20 protein-coding genes, 3 tRNA genes and 1 pseudogene are annotated in these 22,309 nt (G+C 46.4%); 12 read left to right on the forward strand and 12 right to left on the reverse strand.

Going from position 1 to position 22,309, the window contains the following annotated elements; all coding sequences use genetic code 11:
* Window positions 1-210: 210 nt before the first annotated feature.
* The 8 genes and pseudogenes from nagB to J7623_RS31600 form a co-directional block, all read left to right on the forward strand.
* A pseudogene (gene nagB, locus J7623_RS31565) lies at window positions 211-2,139 on the forward strand (glucosamine-6-phosphate deaminase); the annotation flags it as partial.
* Between the two features lie 279 nt (window positions 2,140-2,418).
* The gene (locus J7623_RS31570) at window positions 2,419-2,991 is read left to right on the forward strand and encodes a hypothetical protein (protein ID WP_291929361.1); all 573 of its coding nucleotides are present in this window, start codon (window positions 2,419-2,421) and stop codon (window positions 2,989-2,991) included.
* 144 nt (window positions 2,992-3,135) lie between these two features.
* Complete coding sequence (locus J7623_RS31575) at window positions 3,136-3,513, forward strand: hypothetical protein (protein ID WP_291929363.1); 378 nt, start codon at window positions 3,136-3,138, stop codon at window positions 3,511-3,513.
* Between the two features lie 76 nt (window positions 3,514-3,589).
* Complete coding sequence (locus J7623_RS31580) at window positions 3,590-4,435, forward strand: hypothetical protein (RefSeq protein WP_291929365.1); 846 nt, start codon at window positions 3,590-3,592, stop codon at window positions 4,433-4,435.
* Between the two features lie 94 nt (window positions 4,436-4,529).
* On the forward strand, window positions 4,530-5,486 hold the full coding sequence (locus tag J7623_RS31585) for a putative sulfate exporter family transporter (RefSeq protein ID WP_291929367.1): 957 nt from the start codon (window positions 4,530-4,532) through the stop codon (window positions 5,484-5,486).
* A 116-nt stretch (window positions 5,487-5,602) separates the two neighbouring features.
* Complete coding sequence (locus J7623_RS31590) at window positions 5,603-6,484, forward strand: SAM-dependent methyltransferase (protein ID WP_291929369.1); 882 nt, start codon at window positions 5,603-5,605, stop codon at window positions 6,482-6,484.
* 38 nt (window positions 6,485-6,522) lie between these two features.
* Window positions 6,523-7,218, forward strand: coding sequence for a gamma-glutamyl-gamma-aminobutyrate hydrolase family protein (locus tag J7623_RS31595; protein WP_291929371.1), 696 nt, complete (start codon window positions 6,523-6,525; stop codon window positions 7,216-7,218).
* A 12-nt stretch (window positions 7,219-7,230) separates the two neighbouring features.
* Window positions 7,231-8,199 carry a YpdA family putative bacillithiol disulfide reductase gene (locus tag J7623_RS31600; protein WP_291929372.1) on the forward strand — a complete coding sequence of 323 codons (969 nt, stop codon included), beginning with the start codon at window positions 7,231-7,233 and terminating at the stop codon, window positions 8,197-8,199.
* Between the two features lie 118 nt (window positions 8,200-8,317).
* Here the strand turns inward: J7623_RS31600 and murB are convergent, their stop codons facing one another.
* Window positions 8,318-9,334 carry a UDP-N-acetylmuramate dehydrogenase gene (murB, locus tag J7623_RS31605; RefSeq protein ID WP_291929373.1) on the reverse strand — a complete coding sequence of 339 codons (1,017 nt, stop codon included), beginning with the start codon at window positions 9,332-9,334 and terminating at the stop codon, window positions 8,318-8,320.
* A gap of 61 nt (window positions 9,335-9,395) precedes the next feature.
* Here murB and J7623_RS31610 point away from each other — a divergent pair, with 61 nt between their 5' ends.
* Together J7623_RS31610 and J7623_RS31615 are read left to right on the forward strand one after the other, a co-directional pair.
* Window positions 9,396-10,058, forward strand: coding sequence for an oxidoreductase (locus tag J7623_RS31610; RefSeq protein WP_291929374.1), 663 nt, complete (start codon window positions 9,396-9,398; stop codon window positions 10,056-10,058).
* A 32-nt stretch (window positions 10,059-10,090) separates the two neighbouring features.
* Window positions 10,091-12,061, forward strand: coding sequence for a DUF3857 domain-containing protein (locus J7623_RS31615; RefSeq protein ID WP_291929376.1), 1,971 nt, complete (start codon window positions 10,091-10,093; stop codon window positions 12,059-12,061).
* Window positions 12,062-12,067: 6 nt separating this feature from the next.
* Here the strand turns inward: J7623_RS31615 and priA are convergent, their stop codons facing one another.
* The 3 genes from priA to J7623_RS31630 all read right to left on the reverse strand — a co-directional run bounded on the left by priA (window position 12,068) and on the right by J7623_RS31630 (window position 15,866).
* A complete protein-coding gene (gene priA, locus J7623_RS31620; protein WP_291929378.1) occupies window positions 12,068-14,509 on the reverse strand; it encodes a primosomal protein N' in 2,442 nt (813 codons plus the stop codon).
* Window positions 14,506-15,273: a lysophospholipid acyltransferase family protein gene (locus tag J7623_RS31625; protein WP_291929380.1), complete on the reverse strand. Its 768-nt coding sequence runs from the start codon at window positions 15,271-15,273 to the stop codon at window positions 14,506-14,508. Before J7623_RS31625 ends, priA begins: the two co-directional genes overlap by 4 nt.
* A 149-nt stretch (window positions 15,274-15,422) precedes the next feature.
* Entirely contained in the window at window positions 15,423-15,866 is a 444-nt protein-coding gene (locus tag J7623_RS31630; protein WP_291929382.1) for a DUF4258 domain-containing protein, read from the reverse strand.
* Window positions 15,867-15,945: 79 nt separating this feature from the next.
* Between J7623_RS31630 and mtaB the strand changes: the two genes are divergently transcribed.
* The gene (mtaB, locus tag J7623_RS31635) at window positions 15,946-17,223 is read left to right on the forward strand and encodes a tRNA (N(6)-L-threonylcarbamoyladenosine(37)-C(2))-methylthiotransferase MtaB (RefSeq protein ID WP_291929384.1); all 1,278 of its coding nucleotides are present in this window, start codon (window positions 15,946-15,948) and stop codon (window positions 17,221-17,223) included.
* Here mtaB and J7623_RS31640 read toward each other — a convergent pair.
* From J7623_RS31640 to J7623_RS31660, 5 genes are all read right to left on the reverse strand, one after another.
* Entirely contained in the window at window positions 17,220-17,420 is a 201-nt protein-coding gene (locus tag J7623_RS31640; RefSeq protein ID WP_291929386.1) for a hypothetical protein, read from the reverse strand. The genes mtaB and J7623_RS31640 overlap by 4 nt on opposite strands.
* On the reverse strand, window positions 17,417-17,611 hold the full coding sequence (locus J7623_RS31645) for a hypothetical protein (protein WP_291929388.1): 195 nt from the start codon (window positions 17,609-17,611) through the stop codon (window positions 17,417-17,419). The genes J7623_RS31640 and J7623_RS31645 overlap by 4 nt, the downstream gene beginning before the upstream one ends.
* Before the next feature lie 77 nt (window positions 17,612-17,688).
* Complete coding sequence (locus J7623_RS31650; protein ID WP_291929390.1) at window positions 17,689-18,300, reverse strand: DinB family protein; 612 nt, start codon at window positions 18,298-18,300, stop codon at window positions 17,689-17,691.
* A gap of 43 nt (window positions 18,301-18,343) precedes the next feature.
* Window positions 18,344-18,982 carry a leucyl/phenylalanyl-tRNA--protein transferase gene (gene aat / locus J7623_RS31655; protein WP_291929392.1) on the reverse strand — a complete coding sequence of 213 codons (639 nt, stop codon included), beginning with the start codon at window positions 18,980-18,982 and terminating at the stop codon, window positions 18,344-18,346.
* A gap of 9 nt (window positions 18,983-18,991) precedes the next feature.
* On the reverse strand, window positions 18,992-19,300 hold the full coding sequence (locus tag J7623_RS31660; protein ID WP_291929394.1) for an ATP-dependent Clp protease adaptor ClpS: 309 nt from the start codon (window positions 19,298-19,300) through the stop codon (window positions 18,992-18,994).
* 98 nt (window positions 19,301-19,398) lie between these two features.
* Here J7623_RS31660 and J7623_RS31665 point away from each other — a divergent pair, with 98 nt between their 5' ends.
* Entirely contained in the window at window positions 19,399-21,540 is a 2,142-nt protein-coding gene (locus J7623_RS31665) for a cation:proton antiporter (RefSeq protein ID WP_291929396.1), read from the forward strand.
* A gap of 152 nt (window positions 21,541-21,692) precedes the next feature.
* Here J7623_RS31665 and J7623_RS31670 read toward each other — a convergent pair.
* The 3 genes from J7623_RS31670 to J7623_RS31680 all read right to left on the reverse strand — a co-directional run bounded on the left by J7623_RS31670 (window position 21,693) and on the right by J7623_RS31680 (window position 21,983).
* Window positions 21,693-21,767, reverse strand: a tRNA-Val gene (locus J7623_RS31670).
* Window positions 21,768-21,800: 33 nt separating this feature from the next.
* Window positions 21,801-21,875, reverse strand: a tRNA-Val gene (locus tag J7623_RS31675).
* Between the two features lie 33 nt (window positions 21,876-21,908).
* Window positions 21,909-21,983 (reverse strand) — tRNA-Val (locus J7623_RS31680).
* Window positions 21,984-22,309: the final 326 nt, after the last annotated feature.

Raw genomic sequence — 22,309 nt, forward strand, 5'->3', positions numbered from 1 at the left:
ACGGACGGTCTTCATCTTATGACTCCTACACCAAAATATGTAATACGGCCTTCAGCCGCTGTATGCTAAACATATTAACGAGATCCCATATTAAATGGTTCACTACAAGCTAAAGAAATATAATTTAAATATTGCTAAATAATAATGCTCATTAGCAGTAAATTCTTTAATTTTCCGGCTCGTTTTTAAACCGCATCTAATCAAAAACGTTTACAAATGACGATTAATCATCAGGAAATTGAACTGATCGACAGCTTTGAACAAATCGCTGTGGAGATACATCCTTCTGCCAAAGAGGGTTCCAAAGCAGTAGCGCAGGAAATTGCCGCGTTAATTCGCGAAAAAGAGGCTGCCGGTCAAAAATGTATTTTAGGAATGGCCACCGGGTCTACACCTAAATATCTCTATGCAGAACTGGTACGTTTGCACAAAGAGGAAGGGTTGAGCTTCAAAAATGTAATTACATTTAACCTGGATGAATATTATCCGATAGAGCCGGATGCTTTACAGAGCTATAACCGCTTTATGAAAGAACACCTGTTCAATCATATCGATATTCCGGAAGGACAGTTCTTTATTCCGGATGGCACTATTCCAAAAGATAAGATTAAGAAATACTGCGAAGATTACGACAAACGTATTGACGCATTAGGTGGTATTGATCTCCAGATCCTGGGAATCGGTAACAACGGCCACATTGGTTTCAACGAACCAGGTGCCAACATCAATTCACACACCCGTCTCGTTACACTGGATAACAGCACCCGCTTAGCCAATGCATACGAGTTCCCTAATATGAGCCAGGTGCCTCGTTTGGCAATCACCATGGGGTTGAGCAGCATCTTCAAGGCAAAACGCATTGTGCTGATGGCCTGGGGCTCTCATAAATCCAAAATTGTACGCCGCTCTGTAGAAGGACACAGCACCGACGCAGTACCTGCTTCCCTCCTGCAACAGCACCCTAACTGCAAATTCGTTATCGATGAGCAGGCAGCAGCTGACCTCACCCGCTTCAACGAACCATGGCTCACCGGCGATTGCGAATGGACTCCCGGCTTAACCCGTAAAGCGGTAACCAGCCTGGCGCTGAAGCTGAACAAGCCTATCCTGATGCTCACAGATAAAGACTATAACGAAAATGGTTTGAACGACCTGATCGTACAGTACGGTTCTGCTTATGAGCTCAATATCAAAGAATTTAACGCCATCCGCGACACCATCACCGGCTGGCCTGGTGGTAAACCTGGTCCGCAGTTACCGAATCATCCGGAACGCTCCGAACCAGCTAAAAAACGTGCGCTGATCTTCTCCCCACACCCGGACGATGACATCATCTCTATGGGTGGTACCTTCATCCGCCTACACGAACAGGGACATGATGTACACGTAGCTTACCAAACTTCCGGTAACATTGCCGTTACAGACGAGTTCCTCCTGCGTTTCATCGACTTTGCTGTAGGATTTGAAGGCATGTTCGACATCGATAAGAGCAAAAGCTCTATGATCCTGGACGAAGCTAAAGCGTTTATCCGCACCAAGAAACCAAGCCAGAAAGACACACCGGAAATCCGCGCCATTAAAGGCCTGATCCGTCGCTGCGAAGCAAAAGCTACCTGCCGCTACGTAGGCGTTGAAGACAATGCACACTTCATGAACCTGCCTTTCTATGAAACCGGCCTGGTGGAAAAGAAACCAATGGGTCCGGAAGACGTAGCACTGACGGTAGACTTACTCCGCAAGCTGAAACCACAGCAGATCTTCTGCGCGGGTGACCTTGCAGATCCACATGGTACCCACAAAGTATGCCTGGACATCATTTTCGCGGCACTCGACATCGTAAAAACAGAAGACTGGGCAAAAGATTGCTGGGTATGGCTGTACAAAGGCGCATGGCAGGAGTGGGATATCCACGAAATTGAAATGGCAGTGCCAATGAGCCCTGACCAGGTAATGCAGAAACGCCTGGGTATCTTCATCCACCAGAGTCAGAAAGACGTGGTGCCTTTCCAGGGTACCGACTTACGTGAATTCTGGCAACGTGCGGAAGACCGTAACGCCAATACCGCTGATCTCTACGACCGCTTAGGCCTGCAGAAATACGCAGCCATGGAAGCATTCGTACGCTATCATTTTATGTAATACCTTTTATTGCAGGGGTTCTCTACAGCTTTGCGGCGGTAGAAAATCCCTGCATTTTTCATAGAAAGAAACGCAGCGCGATACAACTAACCATACCAATACCTGGCTGATAACAAGAATATCAGGCCGATAATGAGCATTACAACAGTCGATATTACCCACCTTAACACATACCTGCTTACCTACCGGAGAATTGCTATAGCCATTATCCAGTAGAATTTTTTTTCAATACCTTCCGATTAAACCATTAAATTACAGTAGAAAATAGAATAGCCATCAATGGAAAACGATATCCTCATTGACTTTAGGTTCGCCAAAGAAAAGCCAAGATTCGGTGAATTATTCTTGATTACAGGAGAAGAGCATCCTAAATTTCCGCCCAGGAACAAACTTTTTGCCCAGCTGGCACCATTGGGTTTCGAACAACTCGACGATTTTTTTGGTATCCTCAATAGCGAAGATACCGGCGATGACGTACTGGTATGGCTCTTTCCCATGCTTAACGGGGAAGAAGTATTTCACAACAGCGGCCCTTTCGACGCCATCCGCCTGTCGTACAGTGCATTGCGCAATGCCCCTGTCAACATCTCCGTGCTGCAGGACTGCTTCAATGCCATCAAAGGCATGCCCGATGTGGAAATCACGTTTGATGACAAGGCTGTCAGCGACTTTGCACCCATCCAACAGAAAGCAGATGAAATTGTTGCCTACTGGCGCGATAATAACGTTGAACCAGGTTCAGAACAAAGCCTGTTGATTGAAGAAGAGGAAGAAGACTGGGAAGATGATGACGATGAATGGGATGATAACGATGATTGGGAAGAAGAATCAGACACCAGCAACAAAAAATAAACATAAAAAATTTATATACAAGGGTGTCTTCCGCGAAGGCACCCTTTATTTTTTGCATCTCACTGCGGAAAGAATGCAGCCTGACTTTAGATAGATTTTCGTAATTTGATGTAACTGTACCTAACCTATTTACGCCAACGGATCATGAATAAACAAGCCAACAAAAAAGGCATCGCAGCCCTGCTGCTCATTGCCACTTTAATACTGGTATTGCTCATTTCCGGTATTCCATCTGCGCATAAAGCCACTAAACAGAACTGCATACCCACCAGCGGTATTGTACAGGAATTAAAAAGCGGTCCTCCCGGCATCATGATTCACCTGAAAAACGATCACAAAATTTATTACATCTCCCATAAAACCCATCCTGGTATCTCCCTAAATGCACTGGAAAAGGAAATAATGGGCAAAAATATACAACTGTATACCAGCCAGGACTGGTCTCCACTGGATCCGTTTTCCAGTATGAAACAAATTCACCGCCTTCAAATAGGCGACACCGTTATATACGCCGAATTCTAGGCCCAATCTTTGCGCGGATGCTACAACGGACGGAAGCAGAGTCACTTCCGGACCCATTAAACAGTAATTTTACCATATGCATCTCAACAAACAGCTGTTCTGCCTTGCACTGGCAGTATTATTGGCATCGTGTAACCTGAAAAATACGCATAGCAAATACGATAACGAAGAAAATACCTCCACTGGTACCGGCAAAACCGCCCCTAAAAAAAATAATCCCCCTAAACTGGCTGGTGCCGTGGCTCCCATCATCGGTGAAAGAATCAGCGGCAACGCCGTAATATATAACAACCCCAATGGCGATCCCATTGTATCGCTGCTGGATTATATTCCCCTGCGTTGCGCCCCCGTCAAAAAAGACTGGTATCCGGTAAGCCTCGATTTTGATATCACCAAAGAGGAATTCACTAAACCGCTTTTCCGGAAAGGTCAGAAGATTAAAGTCAATGGCGTAGCCGCCGGCGTATTACAGCGCGACATGAAATTGCCCGTATCTACCAATGGCGAAAAAATGTGGGCTACCATTAACGGCTATACGGAAAAGAAAAGCATCCGTAACGGCTCCATCATTGAATCCGCCCTGACCAGCTACCTCAAACAACATGCAGGGCGCAGTACCGACGACCTGCAACCCTTTATCCACAGCTTTAAACTGGAAGAAGAAACCACGCTGAAACCGTATGTACTTTACTTCAACTATGAGAGCGGTATAGACGATCCAAGTCCCCTTTACCGGCTGGCACTCATCTTCCAGGGTAAACAACTGATCGGTGTACTCCATGCCCGCCCACTGCAACTGGATGGCAGTACCACCCGCCGCCTCCAACGCGGTTTTACCGTAAGCTATCTCAATGGCATCGATAAAACCCTTAAAGAAGATTTTGCCGGAAAATTCAATAAGTTCATTCTGTCTGTTGATTAAAGTCATAACTTTTAGTTATCAGACATCACTTATCACCATTTGACTTTGGCCCTGCCAGTACGGAACTTTGTGTCTCATTACAAATGTTTCGTGTATGCAACAAGAGAAAATAGCAGGCGCCTGGTTACCCGAAAACACCTCCAGAATAATATTCCTGGCTGCAGCAGCCATCACCTTGCTGCCCATCGTACAACCGCCGGTAGCGCTGCTCCTGGGCTTTGCCCTCGCACAAACTACCGGCAATCCCTTTCCCGTAGCTACGCCACGTATTACTCACTGGCTGCTGCAACTATCTATTATAGGAATGGGATTCGGTATGAATATACATAGCGCACTGCAAGCGGGTAAATCCGGCCTGCTATTTACCATCACTGCTATTGCTGCTACCCTGTTTATGGGCGCACTGCTCGGAAAACTGCTGGGCATAGATAAAAAAACGTCTCACCTCATTTCCTGTGGTACCGCCATCTGCGGAGGTAGCGCCATTGCAGCCATTGCCCCGGTAATGAAAGCCGGTGAAAAACAGGTATCTGTTGCACTGGGGATCATCTTTTTACTCAATGCCCTCGCCCTCTTTATATTCCCTGCCATTGGTCACCTGCTCCATTTATCCCAGCAGCAATTTGGCCTCTGGTGCGCTATCGCCATACATGACACCAGCTCTGTAGTAGGTGCCGCCAACAAATACGGCGAAGAAGCCCTGCAAATAGCCACTACCGTAAAGCTATCCCGCGCACTATGGATTATCCCGGTGGCTTTCATCACCACCCTGCTCTTTAAAACAGACAGTGGTAAAATAAAGATCCCCTGGTTCATTGGCATTTTTGTACTCGCCATGCTACTCAATACCTGGGTGCCTTTGGTACAGGAAATAGCACCGATCATGGTACACAGCGCTAAAACCGGTTTATCTCTTACGCTCTTCCTGATTGGAACCAATCTCAGTCGGGAATCCTTAAAGGGTATTGGTCGGAAACCTTTGCTGCAAGGGGTGTTGCTATGGGTATTTATCAGCACTGTCGCCCTGGTTGCCATTTGTTCCCTGGTATAACTTACCGGGGAAAATCCCATGATAATGCAATTCTCATTTTTACATATATTTGATCATTGACGCAACCAAAATAGCCACTAACAGTATCCAATAACCTGTATGAGTTTACTTATCTCATGAGCCGTTTACCCGCCACCAAATCGGGCACCTACATGGCTGCATTCCGTGCCCTTGAAAGCACTAAACCGGAAAAAGAACGCTTGTTCCAGGATCCGTTTGCCACTGTATTCCTGTCTAAGTTTTACCAGCTTTTGCTGGCCTGCTGCAGCATTTCTTTATTCAGGAAGCTGGTTATGGCCGCCATACAGCTTCGTTGGCCGGGTACCTTCACCTCCGGCGTAGCCAGAACAAAATTAATTGACGACATGATCATAGACGCCGTCAGAAATGACGGCATCAACCAGGTCATTATCCTGAACGCAACGTTTGATACCCGGGCACACCGCCTGAATATTGGCATGCCATTGCATTATGTAGAGATGGATCATCCGGAGCTGCAACATCGGAAACGTACGCGACTGGCCACTATCAAAGGCTTGCCACAAGTGCCGATCGATTATGTACAACTGGACATGAATACACAACAGATCTCAGATGTGATTCCCCAATTATTTTATCGCGACCATTATAAAACATTATTCATCTGGGAAGCCCTGACCACCGAACTGGAAGCCCGCCTCGGCACCACTATCTTTCATCACGTAAGAGAATACAATCCGGGTACACAAATCATCCTGAGCTATGTGGATAAAGCGGTGATCGATAACCCTGCCGCATTCTATGGCGCCAACAAAGTAAAACGCCTGCTCAGCCGCGCCGGTGAAGACTGGGATTTCGGTATGGATCCGAAAGTACTGCGTGATTACCTCGAAGCTCACAACCTGGTGGTACGCTATGAGGGAGGCGCCGCCGACTATCGCCGGCAATACTTTGGCGACAAAAGCGCCAGCATGAAAGGTCATGAATATTTAAGAGTAATAAGAGCAGAAGTGAAATAGCAGGCGTATCTTCGGGGAATCATTTTACCCATCCGCATATGCATATTCACTACTTCCAACACGTACCTTTCGAAGGATTAAGCTGCATTGCCGACTGGGCGGCCAAAGGAAATCATACGGTCACCCATACCCGCTGGTACGAGAATACAGACACAACCGCGCTGGCTAACGCTGACTGGCTCATTATCATGGGCGGCCCAATGGGCGTATACGAACAGGATCAATATGCCTGGATGCCGGGAGAAATTGCACTTATACAAGCTGCTGTTCAACAGGGCAAAAAAGTATTGGGCATCTGCCTCGGCTCACAATTGCTGGCAGCCGCACTTGGCGCTAACGTATACCCACATACGCAAACAGAACTGGGCTGGTATCCATTGGATCTCAGTTTCCAGGACCAGGCAACACCGCTACAGGCAGTGTTCCCCCAACATTTCAATACCTTCCATTTTCACGGAGATACCTTCGATGTACCGGCCGGCGCTACCCGCTTTGCCGCATCGGCAGCTACCAGTCACCAGGCATTCATTTATGGCGACCGCGTTATAGGTCTCCAGTTTCATATGGAACTAACGCCCGCCAGTTTGCAGGATATGCTCCAATTCGGCGCTACTACCATTCCAGCCGGTGGCCCGTTTATTCAAAGTGAAGAAAAAATACATCAGCATGAACACCTGCTGACTCAAAATAATAATATCATGTATCGGCTGCTGGATTATATGGCAGCCCTTTAAAAATCTGATTGTATGAATGCTGCGTTTGATGTGCTGATCATAGGCGGAGGTCCCATTGGGCTGGCGTGCGCGCTGGAAGCTAAGAAAGCAGGGCTTAATTACCTCATTATAGAAAAAGGTTGTCTTACCAATTCTCTCTATAACTACCCGTTATACATGACTTTCTTTTCCACTTCCGAGCGACTGGAAATCGGGCATGTGCCTTTCGTTTCCATCAATCCCAAGCCTACCCGGCCGGAAGCACTGGAATATTACCGCAGAGTGGCTACCTCTCATCACCTGAATATCCGGCTGTTTGAAGAAGTAACTCAAATAACACCTAACGCCGGCGCCTATACGGTAACAACCAGCAAAGCTACTTATCACGGCCGGCACGTAATCATCGCTACCGGTTTCTATGATATTCCCAATCTTATGAATATACCGGGCGAAGATTTGCCTAAAGTAACGCACTACTATAAAGATCCACACTTCTATGCTACCCAGGATGTAGTAGTAGTGGGCGCCCACAACTCAGCCGTAGATGCGGCGCTGGAAACCTATCGCAAAGGCGCCAGGGTCACCATGGTGATCCGGCAGTCGGAGATTGGCTCCCGTGTAAAATATTGGGTAAAACCTGATATTGAAAACCGTATTAAAGAAGGCAGTATCAAAGCGTATTTTTATTCCTCACTACAGGCTATCCGTGAGCGGGAAGTGGATATCGTTACCCCTGATGGTACTATCACTATCCCGAATGATTTTGTAATCGCTATGACTGGCTACCAGCCAAATTTTCAGTTCCTGGAAAAAGCAGGCATCGTACTATCGGATGATGCGCTAAAAATACCAACTTATAATCCTATCACCATGGAAACTAACATGCCCCGTATTTACCTCGCCGGCGTAGTTTGTGGCGGTATGAACACCCATATATGGTTCATTGAAAATTCAAGAGAACATGCGGGAAGGATTATAGCGGATATTAGAGGGAGAGCGTAAAGCATAAAGCTGAAAGCAAAAAGCAAAAAGCTATTGTAGCGAGTGATGATTGCGAATATTAATTCGCTTTGATCATATGCTACAATAGCTTTTTGCTTTCAGCTTTATGCTTTATGCTCTAACAAATATTCACTTCTCTTTCCAGCGCTACGCCAAATTTCTCTTCTACACTATCCAATATTTCCTGCGACAAATCATAGATTTCCCGGCCCCTGGCATGCCCGTAATTAACCAGTACCAGCGCCTGTTTGGCATGTACGCCCGCATCGCCTTTGCGATACCCTTTCCAGCCACATTGCTCTATCAGCCAGCCTGCTGCCAGCTTGAACTGCTCATCAGCTACCGGGTAAGCTACTAACTGTGGGTAAGCCTCATGTAAAGCCGTATACTGTGCTTTATTGATAGTAGGATTTTTAAAGAAGCTACCCGCATTACCAATCTTTGCAGGGTCGGGCAGTTTAGACGAACGGATATTAATCACCGCCTGGCTGATAGCCTGTATTGATAAGTCAGATACGTTCATCCGTTGCAACTCTTCATTGATAGCACCATAACTGGTGTTAAAATGCGGTTGCTTACTTAAACGATAGGTCACCGATAAAATAGCAAACTGCTGCCGGTATTCTTTTTTGAAAACGCTTTCGCGATAACCGAAATGACAATCGGCATTATTAAAAGTAACCACTTTATTATCGGCCAGATGCAAGGCTTCCAGCTCGTGAAACACATCTTTTATTTCTACGCCATAAGCGCCGATATTCTGCATAGGACTGGCACCTACATTACCAGGTATCAGCGACAGGTTTTCAAGTCCTGCCAGGTTCAATCCAATACAATGCTGCACAAACTGGTGCCAGTTTTCACCAGCGCCTGCTTTCACATATACGTAATCGTTATCTTCTTTTACAATGCTGATGCCTTTGATCTCATTCTTCAGCAGCCAACCGTTGAAGTCCTGTGTAAACAGGATATTACTTCCTCCTCCCAGTATCATCAGCGGCAACTGTTGCGCACGTTGTTGGGCAGTCAGTTCCTGTAACGCTGCTACAGACGAAAAAGCTGCGAAATAACGCGCCTGGGCATCAATACCGAAAGTATTATATGATTTGAGCAGAACATTTTCTGATACCTGCATAATAACCTAAATTTATGGTCAGCAAAGATAACCGCAAATCATTTAGAAATTTCTACATCCCATGAACAAAACGGCAATTGTCCTAGGAGCAACCGGGTTAACAGGTACCCACCTGGTAGCGGCCTTACTGCAGGACCCTTCTTTCAGCAAAGTGAAGGTATTGGTTCGTCAGCCCTGGGCACATGCCAGGCCCCGGCTGGAAAGCATTATCGTAGATTTTGAGGATACAGAAAATCTGGCCGCTGCTTTACAGGGTGATGTATTGTTTTGCTGCATCGGTACCACCATTAAAAAAGCCGGCAGCCAGGAAAAATTCAGGGCAGTAGATTACGGCATACCTGTAAAATGCGCCCGTATAGCGCATGAACAGGGGGTATCACAACTGGCTATCATGTCATCCATTAGCGCCAATCCAAATTCCCGCAACTTCTACCTGCGTACCAAAGGCGAAATGGAAGCAGCCGTTGAAGCCATTGGCTTCCAAAGCCTGTATATATTCCGGCCCTCTATATTAATAGGACCCAGGAAAGAATTCAGGCTGGGTGAGTGGATCGGAAGATGGTTATTCCAGCTTTTCTATTTTTTATTACAGGGGAGATGGAAAAAATACCGCGGGATTAAAGCTGCCACAGTTGCCAACGCCATGATAGCCGCTACCAAACAGGCCAACACAGGCATCAGCGTATTGGAATCCGATGCCATCCAGGCAATGGGTGCTTCATGAAATCCGAAAATTCAGTCTTATCTTTAGCCGGTATGAAAAAATGGGCCCTTCTTCTGACTGTTGCAATCATTGCAATGCTCCCCTGTTCCCTGCAGGCACAGGTAAACGGTTATTTTCCTGACTTATGGAAAGAAAAACCAACACCACACGCCATCACTTCTACCGGTTACCCCTATACGGTATTGGATTACCGGATCGTAAGGGATTTCAATGTAAACAGGGCCGACAAAGCCAATAACTACACCCATTATAAAACCATCTATAAAAGCGTATTAGTCAATACACAAGCCGCCGCCGATAGTCTGACCCAACTCATCATGACCATCGAATCCAACGAAGAACTGCGGGGCCTGCGCATACGCACTATCTCCCCCGACGGACAAACGAAGGATCTCAATAACCAGGTTCGGATGCTGCCACTTAACGACGCCCGCAAAGCCCTGGTGGTTAACAACCTGGTGCTGCAGCCCGGCGCGGAAATAGCATATGAATTAAGCCTGAAGGTAGCCTGGGATTATGCCGGCACCGAAATACTGCAGTCCTCCCTTTCCAGCGATCACGTAAGCTTCCTCCTGGTAGCGCCCAAAGAACTGGAGTTCAGATTCAAAACCTCTCCGGGCGTACCGGCTATTACCGACAGCACCGGTGGCATCAGCCGTTATTACCGGTTGAATATGCAGCCCGTACCCGCTCTCAAAGGCGATGACCGCTATTACTTCCTGCCACAACTGCAACGCGTGGATTTCGCACTCAAACAGGTAGTAGATGGAAAAGACACCACCCGCATGACCTGGCAACAATTCGGTGATGATAACTACATCCCCTTTGTGGCCATCTCTAAAGCTGAATTCAAACAACTGGAAAAAGAACTGCCTAAGTGGAATTTCACTCAACAACGGATGCCCACCCCACAAATGATTTATATGGTGGAGCAGTTTATAAAAACCAATTTCACACTCACGGCTCCCACTGAAACCGGCGAAACCATTGATATCATCTCCATACTCAAAAGCAGGCGTGCAGAGAAAACAGGCATGATCCGCCTGATGAATGCCGTGTATTATATGCTCAACATTCCTACACAAATGCTCTTCACCTCTGCCCGCGACAGTATATTACCCGATAGCCAGATGGTGAACAGACAGTTGCCCCGTAACGTATTGCTATATTTCCCGCAGGTACAACAAGCCCTGTCACCAACGGACATGAATACACGCTTTCCTTGTTATCCATCGCTATGGGCAGGCATACCGGCCTTACGCTGCCGCGATACGCTGATTGGCCAGGAAAGTAAAGTGCTCACTGATTTTGTGACCACTCCCATAGTGCCTTACACCCTGAGCAACATCACGCTGGATGCCACCTTAAAATCAATAACGGAGCCCACCTGGGAGGTAAAACAAGCTTTTGGAGGCTACCCTGCCGCCAATATTAAACATGCCTTTGGTATGGCCAATAACGATACAGAAGCGAAATTCAGGTTATACAACGCCCTTTTACCCTTTGAACCCGGCGTGCGGAAACCCACTGCAGTAACAACGGAAAATGAATTGTTCAACAATCGCATGCTGGATAAACCGATGCGGCTGAACAGTACACTGAATACCCCATCTCTCATAGAAAACAAAAATACACAGGTCATTATCCACCTGGGCCAACTGCTGGGAGGTACTATTGCCACGGATGCAGACATGCCCCCCGGTAACCTGCCTGTGCAGATTGCCTTCCCTTATTACCAGGAAAAACGGGTGAACATCCCTATTCCGGAAGGGTATAAAATATTGAATAAAGGAGATTTTTCGGCAGATATCAACGATTCCGGCAACCAACCGGCGCTGGGTTATAAAATGCGGTGCGAACAGGAAGGGAATATGTTACACATCTTCATCGTGGAATGGTATAAGCAAATGGATTTGAATGGCACACAGAAAAACCTGTTCGGACAAATACAGCAACAAATATCGAAGACACAGCATCTGGACCTGGTGCTGCAAAAAGATTAATCTTCTTTATACACCATCCACATCTGGTATAATCACCACTGCGCGGAAGGCTTTTTCCGCTTTCAGCTGGATAATAAACTCCTGCAATACCTGCTTGATGTGAGCAATCATGCGCGCGTCGCGCGGGAGCTTAATGAGCATTTCCTGCAGATAGTTATTACGCACCCTGGCTACCAGTGGTGCAGCAGGGCCCACCAACTGCGTACCAATATGCGGCTGTAACCAGCTTGCCAGGATCATCGCGGCCTGCTCTGCTACCTGTTGATTTTTATGACGAATGGTTAGTTTTAGTAAACGGAAAAAGGGCGGATACCCAAACGCCTGCCTTTCTTCAATTTCAGCGGCATACATGGCTTTATAGTCGTGCGCCATTACATAGTGAAGCACCGGGTGCCGGGTATTACTGGCCTGTATTAACACCTTGCCCATGCCGTGTTTGCGGCCGGCACGACCACTCACCTGCTCCATCAGTTGAAAAGCCCGTTCATTTACACGGAAATCCGGGAATCCCAATAAATTATCAGCACTCAGAATACCTACGAGGTTCACATTTTCAAAGTCCAGCCCCTTCACTACCATCTGCGTACCAACGAGTATATCAATACTGCGCTCTTCCAGCAGCTGGATCAGTTTATTATGGCTATCCTTGTTACGGATAGTATCTATATCCATACGGGCAATGCGGGCATCGGGGAATACCTGCTGCAGGTCGTCTTCAATTTTCTCGGTACCAAAACTTTTCGGCTCCAGCGTTTGTGCACCACAGGCCACACAGGTATGAATATAAGGATATCGGGTACCGCAATAGTGACAGGTAAGCTTATCCTGGTTACGATGATAGGTAAGCGACACATCACACTGCTTGCAATGTGGAATAGTACCACAGGTAGTACATAACAGGAAAGGCGCATAGCCGCGGCGGTTCTGAAACAGGATCACCTGTTTCCCATCTGCAATGCTCTGCGAGATCGCATTTTTTAACACCTCGGTGAAATTACCATCCATGGTTTTCTCCGCCATTTCCTTTTTAATATCCACAATCTCAATGGCTGGCATTTCCATACCACCGAAGCGTTCGTTTAATTCTACCAGGCCATATTTTCCCTGCTGCGCATTGTAATACGATTCCAGTGATGGCGTGGCAGAACCCAGCAATACTTTGGCTTTGAACAACCCTGCATAATAAATAGCCGCATCCCTGGCGTGGTAGCGGGGAGCAGGATCCTGTTGTTTATAAGAGGCATCATGTTCCTCATCCAGTATGATCAGGCCCAGGTCCTTAAACGGCAGCAACAGGCTGGAACGTGCCCCCAGTATAATCTGCAGCTCTCCCATTTTTACTTTGTTCCATATTTCCACCCGCTCGTTGTTATTAAAGCGGGAATGATAAATACCAATGCTGCTGCCAAAATGTTTCTGCAGGCGACGTATAATCTGTGCCGTTAGCCCTATCTCGGGCAACAGGTACAGCACCTGTTTGCCACTGGCCAGGCATTCTTCCATCATCTTCACATACACCTGTGTTTTACCGCTGGAAGTCACGCCATGCAACAGGGTTACCTGTTTATCTGTAAAGTGTTGGCGTACTGCTGTCAGCGCCACCTCCTGTGCCGGGCTCAGGTTAAAATCTATCTGGGCTTCTACTTTACCGGTAGGAATACGATCTACCGTACGTTTTTCTATCCAGAGAATATTTTTATCCACCAGCCCTTTTAGTTGTGCGGTAGTAGCACCGGACTTTTTGAGTAATTCGCTTTGCAGTACACTACCCTGTGTTTTCTGTAAATGCAGGTAGGCCAGCAGTAATTCCATTTGTTTAGGCGCGCGGCCCATATCATTGAAGAGCGCTGCCAGTTGCGCTTCTTCCTGGTATTCGGCGTGCAGTTGCACGTAGTTTTCTTTCTTCTCTTTATATACTTCTTTTAATTCTTCATATACCAGCAGTACTTTTTTCTCTATCAGCTTTTTGATAACAGAGTATACTTCAGATTTATCAAGAATCAACTGTACTTCTTCAATACGCAATTCTTTGCGGATCAGCAACGCTTCTGCCACGAGGTATTCATCATCATCCAATGCGCTGAAATCATCGCCGTAGGCGTCGTTGAAAAGTAGTAATGTTTCGCTGGAAAGCTTGAGGTGAGCGGGAAGAGCGGCATTCAGCACTTCTCCTTCTGTGCACATATAATAAGCGGCTACCCAGGTCCAGAAAGCTAACTGTGTGGGATATACAACAGGATCAGCATCCAGCATATCCAACAATGGCTTGGTTTTATAAGGGGGGGCCTGCTCATGAACCGCTTTTACAATACCTGCATATTTTTTTTGTTTACCCAGTTGTACCGCAACGCGACAACCCGGTTTCAGCAGGGTTTCCATGCTTTCCGGTACCGCGTAGGTATAATTTCTGGGTAACGCCAATGGCAATATTACGTCTGCGTATTTCATCCGATCGGCTGCAGGGTTGGATATTCGTGGTATTTGCGTAATTCTTTATCCATTACATCAAACACCTGTTGTTTGAGCGTATTGATATCATCCATGGTCATTCCTTTAACAGGAATAGTTGGCAGGAATACAACGCGGCATTTACCGGGATTGAGGTGCATCGGGCCTTTATGTGGTAGGCGATGCCCCGCATCCAGGTACAGCACCGGTTTAATAGGCATCTGTAATTCGATAGCCATCCGGAAAGCGCCATTGTGGAACGGGCGCAAAGGCTGGTCACTTTCGTTGGTAGTACCTTCGGGGAATACGAGAATGGAAATACCAGCTTTGAGAGCAGTCATCATTTCACGTACACTTCTGGCCCTGGCAGCAGCATTAGAGCGATCTACCGGTACCACAGAATTTTTATAGATAAATCCAAAGAATGGAATTTTCGACATTTCTACTTTCCCTAATGGGCGAAAAGGGAGGCGCATTACTTTCACGGCAATAGCGGCATCCAGATAAGAACGGTGGTTGACCACAAAAATGCAGGGATCATTATCCCGCTCGCATTCATATTTACGGGTTACCGGCATACCCACCATCGGAAACCACACATGTGCCCAGAAGCGCAGGAAATAAAAAATAATATTTCCACCTTTCTGCTTGCCCAGCAAAGAAGCCAGGAAAATGGGCGGCAATATCAAAAACATGATACCCAGAAAGATGGTAGCGGCGTATATCACATAAATAACACGCAACGGTTTCATTAAAAAATTCATAAACGCCTCTTGATTAGAGTGGAAAACTACAACAAAATCTGGAAAAGCTGAAGGCATAAAGCAGAAAGCAAAAAGCTATTGAAGCGAATGTTCAAAGCATATATTTATTCGCTTCAATAGCTTTTTGCTTTCTGCTTTTAGCTTTTAGCTTATTCACAATTGCAACTCCAGTCTTTGTCCAGGTCAATACAGGTGATAACTTTAGCATTTTCGCTATCACAGGGAGCAAAAACCACCCGGAGATGTTGCCCTTCGCTGGAATACCCTTCCAGTGCATAGGTAGGGCAAGGGCGGTCTGCCGGATTGGATTTTTCGGCATTTATCTCCCCCTCCTGCAGAATTTCTTCTATCTCGTTTTTGGTCACCTGACGGCAACCCATCCGACAAATGGCATGTTTGGTATACTCCAAATGAGCATGCCTGTTGATGGCTTCGCCGCCAATAACGGCTTTATTAACGGTTCCACGGGCTATCACAGGCCTGTTACCGGGAACAGACGGCGTGGAGGCGTTTTTCCACCATTTTTGCTGCCAGCCGGCCAGCAATAAGAGCGACAGGAGTAATACCGGGAGATATTTTTGTATGGACTTCATATATATTAGACGCGCCGCAAATTACTCAAAATTCCTTACCTAACTATGACGTAAAAAGTTCCTACCTTTGCCTCCCTTTATGGAACAGGTAAAAACAGTAGCATTTCATACACTCGGCTGTAAGCTGAATTTTTCAGAGACCTCTACTTTAAGCAGGTTGCTGGAACAGGATGGGTTTGTAAAAACAGATTTTGATAATACTGCAGATGTGTATGTTATCAACACCTGTTCGGTAACAGATAATGCCGATAAGGAATGCCGTATGCTGGTACGCCGGATACAACGCCGCGCACCCGGTAGCATGGTAGTGATCACGGGCTGTTATGCACAGCTGAAACCGGAAGAAATTGCTTCGATTGAAGGCGTGGACCTCGTTTTGGGCGCCGCCGAAAAATTCAATATTACTGAGCACCTCAAAACACTCACCAAGGGCGACAGTGCTAAGATCTGTTCCTGTGATATTGAGGATGTGAACAGCTTCCATGCATCTTACTCCCTGAACGACCGCACCCGCACTTTCCTGAAAGTACAGGATGGTTGCGATTATACCTGCGCTTTCTGTACCATTCCAATGGCCAGGGGCAAGAGCCGCAGCGATAGTGTTGCCAACGTAGTAGCACATGCCCATACCCTCGCCGCTACCGGCGTTAAAGAAATTGTGCTCACCGGCGTCAACCTGGGCGATTTCGGTAAAGGCTTTGAAGGCGGCAAAAAAAGAGAAGAATCCTTCTTTGAACTGGCACAGGAATTAGATAAGGTACCCGGTATTTCCCGCTACCGCATCTCCTCTATAGAACCCAATCTGCTGACCAATGAGATCATTGAATTTGTGGCCAACAGCCAGAAATTTATGCCTCATTTCCATATTCCGTTACAAAGCGGCAACAATGAAATACTTGGCCTGATGCGCCGTCGCTACCGCCGTGAACTGTACGCGGAAAAAGTAGCGCTGATCAAACAATTTATGCCACATTGCGCCATCGGCGTAGACGTGATTGTAGGCTTCCCCGCTGAAAGTGATGCTCACTTCCGGGAAACCTATGATTTCCTGAACGACCTGGATGTTTCTTATCTCCACGTATTCACTTACTCGGAACGGGCCAATACCCATGCGCTGGAAATTAAACCCGTAGTACCGGTACATATCCGTAATGAACGCAATAAAATGCTACGTAACCTCAGCCATAAAAAGCAACAGTTCTTCAATGAACAACACCTGGGGGAAACGAGAAAAGTATTGTTTGAATCATTGGGTAAAGACGGTATGATGGAAGGTTACACCGACAACTACATCAAAATCACCACTCCTTTCCGCCAGGAATGGCATAACCAGATTATGGACTGGGAACTGCGCTAACCGGATTTCTTTCTCAACAGAAATCCCCGGAAATGCTCATGCCAGGAAATAAGGTTACCTATCAGGAAATAATCTTTCAGATTATTACGGATACTGCTGCGCATAATCCTCACCACAATATTGCGGCCTACTTCTCCCTTTTCTGCCACCAGCAGCAACAATTCCAGGGCGACAATAGATAACACGGCGCTGATCATACATTGGTAAGCGTTGGCAACGCAGACAACACCCCGATCTGCAGATTGGTGGCGCCTATCAACAAGGCCATAGCAACGAGGAATGCACCACCGGTAAGCGTGATCATGGCCTCAGCAGCCAATCCATCACCAATCACCAGGTTCATTCCCCGTTGTATATCCTTTTCAGATAACAGCTCCCGTGATTTCAAATTCCTACTATCGATTTAGTATAAAAAGATACCGGGAAAGCCGTCAATGATTATACCATTACAATCGGCCAGAGCGGCTATTTGGGGAATCCGGCGTCTGCTTTTACTTCCTGTAATTGCTGTGTATGCCGATTGGTATGTGCAGCATCGAGTAAGAGTAGCTGGTAAGCATCAATGGTTCCCAGCGGCGTTTTATCTGTTATATGCGCACGCAGGTCGTCATTGGTGTTGGTTACATATTCAAGAAGTTTATTCCTTGAATCCGTAAAATTTTTGATGGCTTCTGCATTTGATGAATAGCTATGCTTTGGAATCGCATTTTCGGGTGCTTTAAATTTGTGGCTACGGTCTTCTACGCCTTTGATAATTTGTTCATCGGTGATTTTAATATCCTTTCTCATTTCAGGATTGGCCGGCTGTTGTACCAATTGTTGCTCACCGTCCATGATAGATTTTTCTATCAGCGTAATATGTTCCACACATTCAATCACTGACCAGCGATCCGGAGCAGGTTTGTATTCCAGTTGCGCATCGCTGAGGCCTTGTACTTCCTTGAGGAGGTTGTCCCTGGTTTGTTCCAGTTGTGTAATTAACAGTGTCTTATCATCTCTGACAGTTCTTACAGCAGGGTCAGGAGATATGAACGCGGAAAATGTTGCCAGTGCCAGCAACAAGCTTAATTTTTTCATTGGGGGAAAATTTAGTGCCAGTAAAAATGACTAGATAAGTAAGTTACGAAAAACCAATGATCTCCAGAAATTCTTCGCGGGTAATAAATCCGGCGCCCAGAGAGGCGAGGTGGTCGGTGTGTACCTGGCAATCGATCATATCCAGTTCATGTGCATAAGTTTGCACAAAGGTGATGAAAGCTGCTTTAGAGGCATTGCTAACTTCAGAAAACATAGATTCTCCGAAAAAGAAACGGCCTGTTTTAACACCATACAGGCCCCCTACCAGTCGGTCACCCTGCCAGCACTCGACCGACATGGCATACCCGGCTTTATGCAAACGAATATAAGCGGCCTGCATTTCAGGAGTAATCCAGGTGCCTGCCTGTCCCTCACGGGGAATGCTGCCGCAGCGGGCAATGACGCCGGCAAAGTTTTCATTGAAGGAAATACGGAACATCTTTTTGCGCAACACCTGTTTCATGCTGGCAGATACTTTCAATTCATCAGGGAAGAGTACAAAACGGGGATCAGGGCTCCACCAAAGGATAGGTGGCTCATCATACCAGGGAAAGATACCAGAGCGATAGGCCAGTAATAATCTTTCTATAGATAAATCGCCGCCCACGGCGAGTAATCCGTCAGGCTCAGAGAGCTGTACAGGAGGGAATTTTAATTGTTTGTTAAGACGAAAAACGGACATAACAGCAAATCAGCTATCGACCATTTCTTCAATAGTAACACTGAGTCCCCTTTCTTGCAAGGCTTCGCATAAAGGGCGCAGTTTGAGATATTCTCCCTGCTTCACCGCATATTTTCCATTAAAATGGATGATCAGGGCACATTGTTCTGCCTGTTCGTGCGTATGTCCGCATACTTCCATCAGGGAAGTAATCACCCAGTCAAATGTATTTACCTCATCATTCCAGACTACCAGGCTAAATGGAAACTGCTCATCTTCCGCTACCAGCACGTCTATCTCTTCTTCCGGTAATCCTTTGGTATTTGTACGATCGCTCATCTTTAAAAAAAGCTTTACACAAAATTACATGGATTATTCGTTAATTTATCCATATTTAAAGCAGGGGTTGCTGATTTTGGAATACAAAAATGGTTAGAATGAAAGGACTGGTTTTATTGATGAATACCAATTTACCACTGAAAGATCCGATTCCGATCTTTTCACTGGTATTGTTTATTATACTGTTAGCACCTATTCTGCTGCGTAAACTGCGGATACCCAGTATCATAGGCCTGATTATAGCAGGTATGGCGATTGGGGATCACGGCTTTAACATCATTGAAAAGGGCAGTATTACCCTGTTTGCCAATGCCGGCTTATTATATATTATGTTCCTGGCGGGATTGGAACTCGACATGACCGAATTCCGGAAAAACCGTTACCGGAGTATGGTATTCGGTGCATTCACCTTTTTTATTCCCCTGATCATGGGATATGTGGTATGCAGTTATGTACTTCACTTTAACTTCATGGCCACCCTGCTGGTTTCCAGCATGTTTGCCACACATACACTGGTAGCATATCCATTAGCCAGCCGGTTGGGCATCACTAAAAACGAAGCCGTTACCGTGGCCGTAGGTGGCACCATCATCACAGATACAGCGGTGTTATTGATACTGGCCATCATTACCGGTGCGCAGGCAGGCAACCTCAATACCTACTTCTGGGTGCGACTGGGCATTTCCCTGGCCATTTTTGCCGTCATTATCCTCTGGTTGATGCCTATGCTGGGCAGGTGGTTTTTTAAGAAAATAAAAGACGATAAGACTTCGCATTTCATCTTTGTGATGGCATTGGTATTTGCATCTGCATTCCTGGCCGAACTGGCCGGCGTAGAAGGTATTATTGGCGCCTTCCTCGCAGGACTGGCCTTAAACCAGTTGATTCCGCATACTTCGCCACTCATGAACCGTATTGAATTTGTAGGGAATGCGATCTTCATTCCTTTCTTCCTGATCAGTGTAGGAATGCTGGTAGATCTGCGGGTTTTGTTAAAAGGACCCGAAGCCCTCATCATTGCAGCGGCGCTTACGGGTATGGCATTGAGCAGCAAATGGCTGGCAGCATTTTTCACCCAGCTTTCATTTAAATACAGTTCCACCCAGCGCAATGTAATTTTTGGATTGAGCAGCGCCCATGCTGCTGCTACCATTGCGGTGATACTCATTGGTTATAATATGGGTATTGTAGATGAAAATGTACTGAATGGTACCGTTATCCTCATCCTGATCACCTGTCTCACCGGATCTTTCGTTACCCAAAACGCCGGTCGCCGGCTGGCGATACAGGAAGCAGAAAGCAAACCGGAAGCGTCTGAAACGCCGGAACGTATACTGGTGCCGGTATCCAACCCCGACCGTATTGAAGCCCTGCTCGACTTTGCCGTGATGATCAAAGACACCAGCGCAGCCACGCCTATCTATCCGCTGGCCGTAGTGCAGGACAACGAAGAAGCCAAAGAAAAAATTCAACTCACCAATAAGATGCTGGAGAAAGCGGTGATTCATGCCGCCGCTACGGAAAGCCCTGTCCAGGTGGTAACCCGCATAGATCTCAACGTATCAGATGGCATCACCCGCGCCACCAAAGAACTCCTGATCAGTGATGTGGTATTGGGCTGGACAGACAGAACCAGCACCACTGACCGCTGGCTGGGCAACATCTTTGGTACCACCCTCGACAACGTATTACAAAGGGTATGGGAAACGGTGTACGTATGTAACTTTCATTCGCCTTTAAATACCACCAAAAAAATGGTATTGGTGATGCCGCCCAATGCGGAATACGAACTGGGCTTCCTCCATTACCTGCAAAAAATGTTTATGCTGGCTAAGCAGGCCGGCGCCCGCCTGCTGGTTTTCTGCAGCAACAAAACACAGGTGATTACAGAAGCATTTGCAGAAAAATCCAAAATGAGTGTAGACCTCAGCTTCCGCCGTTTTGATACCATCGAAGACTTCCTCATCCTTTCCCGTGAAATCACCCGTGACGACCTCGTTGTGGTGGTAACCGCCCGTAAAAGCACGCTTTCCTATCATGCTTATATGGATGGCATTCCCGCCAAGCTGGAGCGTCATTTCAGAGATAATAATGTGATCCTGTTATATCCCGAACAAAGGGAATTCGAATCACTGGAGGCAGGACTGCAACCGGAAGATCTCACGCTGGCGCCTATACAGGAGCAGATTGCGAATCTGAATAAACTCGGCAAGGCAGTAAGAAGAATATTTAAGAAATAGCTTTTAGCAGTAAGCCATTAGCGTTTAGCAAATACAGCGAATGATTAACAAATATTGATCTTTGCTGCATTTGCTAAAAGCTAACAGCTAAAGGCTAACAGCTAAAAAAAAAGGTCCCGCATTTCTGCAGGACCTTTTTATTGTGTGTAGTGTGGGAGCTACTGGATTCGAACCAGTGACCCTCTGCTTGTAAGGCAGATGCTCTGAACCAGCTGAGCTAAGCTCCCGAAGATCTTTAAGGGTGTTATTACTGTGTAGTGTGGGAGCTACTGGATTCGAACCAGTGACCCTCTGCTTGTAAGGCAGATGCTCTGAACCAGCTGAGCTAAGCTCCCGAAGATCTTTAAGGGTGTTATTACTGTGTAGTGTGGGAGCTACTGGATTCGAACCAGTGACCCTCTGCTTGTAAGGCAGATGCTCTGAACCAGCTGAGCTAAGCTCCCTTTTTGTTTCTTACCGATCGTCCTTTTGTTCGATGGGATTGCAAAGGTATAAACTATTCTTATTCTACCAAATAAATTTTGAAAAAAGAGAAAAAAAGTATCCGCAACACATCTCACAAACAACCTTCAAACCCTTTACCATTCACTATTTCAACAAAAATAAAATTTCATCATCAAAAAAAGTATAAAGCATAAAACACAAAGCAAAAAGCTATTGTAGCGAGTGAACAGAGCGGATTTGTTCACTCGCTACAATAGCTTTTTGCTTTGTGCTTTTTGCTTTGTGCTTTTAAAAAATTGAGTCGTCCTGAAATAAGTTGACACAT

This window comes from Chitinophaga sp. (genome assembly GCF_017745275.1).
GTDB lineage: Bacteria > Bacteroidota > Bacteroidia > Chitinophagales > Chitinophagaceae > Chitinophaga.